The following is a 4935-nucleotide window of genomic DNA, read 5'->3' as shown; positions in this document are numbered from 1 at the left end:
GTCCGCGCCCGCCGGTGCGGACGACGCGGACGCCGGCCACCGGCGCGGGCCCGAGGTCGAGCGGCGGGTTGGTCCCGTGACCGGGGAAGGGGCGGTCGTCGACGACGACGACCTCGGCCGGCGCGGGGCCGCGCGCGCCCGCCTCGCGGAGGGAGGCGAGCAGCGCCGTGAGCTGCGGGCGGCCGACCGTCGGTACCACCACGGCGTACGCGGGCGTCATCGGCCGGCCCCTGGTGTCGCCGGGTGGGCCGCGTGGTCTGCCGCGAGGTCGCCCCGCCGCACGAGGTGCGGCCCGAGCACGAGGACGTCGACGGGCGCGGAGCCGAACAGCTCGAGCGCGTCGCGCGGGCTGTCGACCATCGGCCGCCCCGCCGTGTTCAGGCTCGTGTTCACCAGGAGCGGGAGCCCGGTGCGTGCCCGGAAGGCGCGCAGCAGGGCCTGCAGGCGGGGCTGGTCGTCGTCGACGGTCTGGATCCGCGCGGTGCCGTCCACGTGCACGACGGCGGGGACGCGCTCGCGCCACGCCGGCGCGACGTCGTGCACGAAGAGCATGTACGGGCTGGGTACCGGGCCGCCCGAGAAGATCTCGGCGGCGTCCTCGAGCAGCACGACGGGGGCGACGGGCCGGAACTGCTCGCGGCCCTTGACCTCGTTGAGCCGCTCGGTGTTGCCGGCCCTGCCGGGGTGGGCCAGGAGGGAGCGCTGCCCGAGCGCGCGGGGCCCGAGCTCGGCCCGGCCGTCGAACCAGGCGACGATGCCGTCGTCCGCCAGGACGGCCGCGACCTCGCCGGCGAGGTCGGCGGGCGTCGTGAACGGCACGCGCGCGGCGCGCAGGGCGTCGGCCAGGGCGTCGTCGGGCCACGAGCGGCCGAGCGCTGCCGTGGTCATGGGGTGCACCGGGACGCCCGCCTCGGCCGTGACCTGGAGGGCGGCGCCGAGCGCGGTGCCCGCGTCGCCCGCGGCCGGCTGGACCCACACGTGCTCGAACGGCGACTCGCGCCAGACGCGCGAGTTCGCGACGCAGTTCAGCGCGGTCCCACCCGCCAGGGCGAGGACGTCGTCGCCCGTGCGCTCGTGCAGGCGCGTGGCGAGCTCGACGAGCAGCTCCTCGAGGCGGGCCTGCACGGAGGCGGCGAGGTCGGCCTGCCCCGGCGGGGGCGCGCCGCGCGCCGGCTCCTCGACGGCGCCGGGTGCCGCGCGCGGCGTCCACCGGCTCCAGTCGGGGGCGCGCGCCGTGAAGCCGCCCTCCGGCGTGGTGCGCCACAGCTCGCGCAGCTCGGGCAGGAACCGCGGCCTGCCGTAGGACGCCAATGCCATGACCTTGTACTCGTCGCTCGAGCGCAGGAAGCCGAGGTGCTCGGTCAGCGACTCGTAGACGAGCCCGAGGGAGTCCGGCAGGTCCTGGCTCGCGAGGACCTCGAGCCGTCCGCCGTCGTACCGGCCCGCGAGGAAGGAGGTGCGCTCGCCGCGGCCGTCGAGCGACATGACGCTGCAGACGTCGAACGGCGCGGCCAGCGCCGCGGACGCCGCGTGGGCCACCTCGTGCGGGACGCAGCGGACCCGCCCCGGGTCGAGGCCGGGCAGCGCGGTGGCGAGGAACTGCGGCGCGCGCTCGGCGTACCGCAGCCGGAGCCAGTCCCAGGGATCGTCGAAGCCCATGTCCTCGGCGGGCTCGGCCAGCCCGGGGTCGAAGGAGTAGGCGACGGCGTCCAGGTCGCCCGGCGCCAGGCCGCCGGCCTCCAGGCACCAGCGCATGGCCTGCTCCGGCAGCTCCCACGCGGCGAAGGGCACGGGGCGCTTGCCGTGCTTGCGGCGGCTGAAGCGCTCCTCCTCGGCCGCCGTGACCACCCGGCCGTCGACGACGAGGGCTGCCGACGGGTCGTGGAACAGGGCGTTGACGCCGAGGACGCGCACGATGACCTCCACAGATGGTCGTCACCGGGCTTCTTCCGGTTCTCCTACGCTGAGGGTGACGTGCACCACTCGCATCCCGAACCGCTTCTCCGGCGGCGGCGCCGCCCTCGGGCGATCGGGGCCGCTCAGTCGTCGGCGGGCACGGGCGCCGTGAGGAAGTCCTCGACCTGCTCGGGCGTGGGGAACTCGGTCACGCCGGGGCCGGAGAACCAGTGCACCAGCCAGGCCGCCAGGTCACGGACCGGCACGTTGAGCCGGTTGGACGCCGCGCGCAGGCGCTCGAACGCGCCCTCGGCGTCGGTGCCGAACGTCACCATGAGGACGCCCTTGGCCTGCTCGATCGCCGCCCGGTTCTCGGCCGACGCGCGGATCGACGCCGTCGCCTCCCGCTGCGCCTCCTCGCGGCTGGCCTCGGTCACGTCGATGAAGTAGCCGTACAGCTCGGAGACCTCGCCGGTCGCGGGGTCGCGGCGTGACTGCCCCGTCACCGCGAGCGTGCGGAGCCTCCCGTGCGCGTCGTAGACGCGGTGCACCGAGCTGAACGGCCGACCCGTGGCGGCGGCGTTGCGCAGCACGTGGTCGACGCGGGCGCGGTCGTCGGGGTGCTTGTGCGACAGCATGAGCTCGGTGGTGGGCACGATCTCGCCGGGGCGGAACCCGTGCATGACGAACACCTCGTCCGACCAGGTCCACCGGCCGCTGCTCAGCTCGAGGAGGTAGCGCCCGACCGGGGCAGCGCTGCCTGGCGCGAGCGCGGCCTCGAGGGACTCGGGCGAGGGCGACGCGGGCGAGGTCTGCGGTTCGTTCACAGCGCTCCTTGCGGGCCGGGACACCTCACCACACTCTGCACCCGATCCCGGAGAAATGCGAGCCCTGAGCAGGCCACTCACTGCTGCGGACCCGTCCGGCCCGCGGCTCGCAGGTACTTGAGCAGCGCGCGTTCGTCGGCGTCCATCCACCGCGAGGAGCGCGACCCGTTGGCGCGGGACCGTCGCAGCAGGCGGTCGATCTCGGCCCGGTCGTCGGCCAGCACCGCGGGGTGCACGTAGCTCTTGCGGCACACCGCGGGCGTGTTGTGCAGGCGGGCGGCGGCCTGCCGCACCGCCTCGACGCGCTGCGCGTCGTGCTCGCGCTGCGAGGTGGGCTCCAGGTGCCGCAGGTGCCCGAAGGCCAGCGCGCTCGCGCCCCAGGTGCGGAACGTCTTGGCCGTGTGGTCGGAGCCGGTGACCCGGGCGAGGTACTCGTTGACGTCCCGCGAGTCGACGGCGCGTGTGCCGTCGCCGTCCACGTACTGCAGGAGCTGCTGGCCCGGCAGGTCGCGGCAGCGCCGCACGATGTTCGCCACGCGCCGGTCCTGGACCGTGACGTCGTTGGTCGTGCCCGACTTGCCGGGGAACCGGAAGCGGACCTGCGAGCCCGTGATCGTCGCGTGCCGCGTGCGCAGCGTCGTCAGCCCGTACGACTCGCCCGAGCGCACGTACTCGTCGTTGCCGACGCGCACGAGCGTCGCGTCGAGCAGCCACACCACGGTGGCGACGACCCGGTCGAGGTCCAGGCGGGGCGAGCGCATGTCGGCGTCGACCCGCTTGCGCAGGTCGACCAGGGCGTCGCCGAACGCGACGAGGTCGTCGAACTTGACCCCGTCCCGGTAGGCGCGCCACCGCTGGTGGTAGAGGAACTGCTTGCGGCCCTTGACGTCGCGGCCCGTGGCCTGGAGGTGGCCGGACGCGTCGGCGCAGATCCACACGTCGGTCCAGGCGGGCGGCACGACGAGCTCCTTGACGCGTGCGAGGGTCTCCGGGTCGGTGACGCGCTCGCCCCGGTGGTCCAGGTACGTGAAGCCCTTGCCGTGCCGCCGCCTGCGGATGCCGCGGTCGGAGTCGCAGCTGTGGGTCAGCCCGTCCGCGCCGCGCAGCTGGTCGTCCATCCCGCTGGCGTCTCAGCCCGCGTCGAAGCGGTCCTCGCCCTCCTTGTCCGGGTCGTCCTTGCGGGACTCCTCCGGGACGGGGCCGTCCGCCGGGACCTCGCCGCGGACCGGGTCGCGGTGGTTCGCGTCGCCCGCCTCGCCGTGCTCGCCCTGGGGGATCTGGTCGACGTCGGGCGTGCGCGTGCGCTCGTCGGTACCCGGTGTGTCCTGGCTGCTGTCGTTCTCGCTCATCGTGCCTCCCGGGCTCGGATCGTCTGGCACGCTCACTGTGGCGCGGGAGGCGTCCACTCGCACGTCAGGACCGGGAGCGCCGGTCGGCGGGCACGGTCGCTCCTAGACTCGGCGCATGCCTGTCCCCGCCGAGGGCACGCCGCGGGTCGTCCCGCGCTCGCGCGTCCTGACCTGGCTGCACCACCAGTGGGTCCGCCACCCACGGTGGTCGATGGCGCTCAAGGGCGCCGTGGCGGCCTCCCTGGCGTGGCTGGTCGGCCTGGTGGCCCCGCCGCCGTTCGCCGAGTACCCCTACTACGCGCCGCTGGGTGCCGTCGTGGCGGTGTCGAGCACCGCTGTCCGCTCGGTGAAGGACTCCGCCCAGGCCGTCGGCGCCGTGCTGCTCGGGGCGGTGCTGGCGCGCGTCGTCGGCGCCCTCGCCGTGCCGGTGGTCGTCGAGATCGCCGTCGTGGTCGCGGTCGCGCTCCTGTTCGCCGGGTGGCGCCTGTTCGGCGAGATGGGCACCTGGGTGGTCACCTCCGCGCTGTTCGTGCTCGTCCTCGGCGGCGCGGAGAAGGTCGAGTACACGGTCGCCTTCGCGGGCCTGCTCGTGGTCGGCGCCGGCATCGGCGTCGCCGTCAACCTCGTCGTGCCGCCCCTGCCGCTCACGCCGTCCGAGCTCGCGCTGGACCGGCTGCGCGACGTGCTGGCCGACGAGGTCGACGTGCTCGCCGGGCGCCTGGAGACCGAGGGGCCGCTGCGCGCGCAGGAGTGGCAGGAGCGCCGCCGCGAGGTCGCCCCGACGATCGCCCGCGCCCGCGAGTCGGTCGCCGCGGCCCGGGAGGCGGCACGCGCCAACGTGCGCGCACGCCGGTACGGGGGCT

At 75.4% G+C, this 4935-nt stretch carries 6 protein-coding genes; 1 reads left to right on the top strand and 5 read right to left on the bottom strand.

Features of this window, described 5'->3' with window-relative positions:
- From HLB15_RS22355 to HLB15_RS22335, 5 genes are all read right to left on the bottom strand, one after another.
- Positions 1–220 (bottom strand): glycosyltransferase family 2 protein (locus HLB15_RS22355; RefSeq protein WP_376699421.1); only part of this gene is annotated, 220 nt, incomplete at its 3' end.
- Complete coding sequence (locus HLB15_RS24925; RefSeq protein ID WP_171108794.1) at positions 217–1914, bottom strand: carbamoyltransferase family protein; 1698 nt, start codon at positions 1912–1914, stop codon at positions 217–219. The genes HLB15_RS22355 and HLB15_RS24925, both read right to left, overlap by 4 nt.
- A gap of 125 nt (positions 1915–2039) precedes the next feature.
- The gene (locus HLB15_RS22345) at positions 2040–2723 is read right to left on the bottom strand and encodes a PAS and ANTAR domain-containing protein (RefSeq protein ID WP_171108792.1); all 684 of its coding nucleotides are present in this window, start codon (positions 2721–2723) and stop codon (positions 2040–2042) included.
- A 77-nt stretch (positions 2724–2800) separates the two neighbouring features.
- Entirely contained in the window at positions 2801–3841 is a 1041-nt protein-coding gene (locus tag HLB15_RS22340) for a DNA topoisomerase IB (protein ID WP_171108790.1), read from the bottom strand.
- 12 nt (positions 3842–3853) lie between these two features.
- Positions 3854–4072 carry a hypothetical protein gene (locus HLB15_RS22335; protein WP_171108789.1) on the bottom strand — a complete coding sequence of 73 codons (219 nt, stop codon included), beginning with the start codon at positions 4070–4072 and terminating at the stop codon, positions 3854–3856.
- A 115-nt stretch (positions 4073–4187) separates the two neighbouring features.
- Here HLB15_RS22335 and HLB15_RS22330 point away from each other — a divergent pair.
- A partial coding sequence (locus HLB15_RS22330) for an FUSC family protein (protein WP_249360521.1) occupies positions 4188–4935 on the top strand: 748 nt, incomplete at its 3' end.

Source organism: Promicromonospora citrea, assembly GCF_013004695.1.
In the GTDB taxonomy this organism is placed as follows: Bacteria; Actinomycetota; Actinomycetes; order Actinomycetales; family Cellulomonadaceae; genus Promicromonospora; species Promicromonospora citrea.
This window is presented reverse-complemented; position numbering and strand designations above follow the sequence as displayed.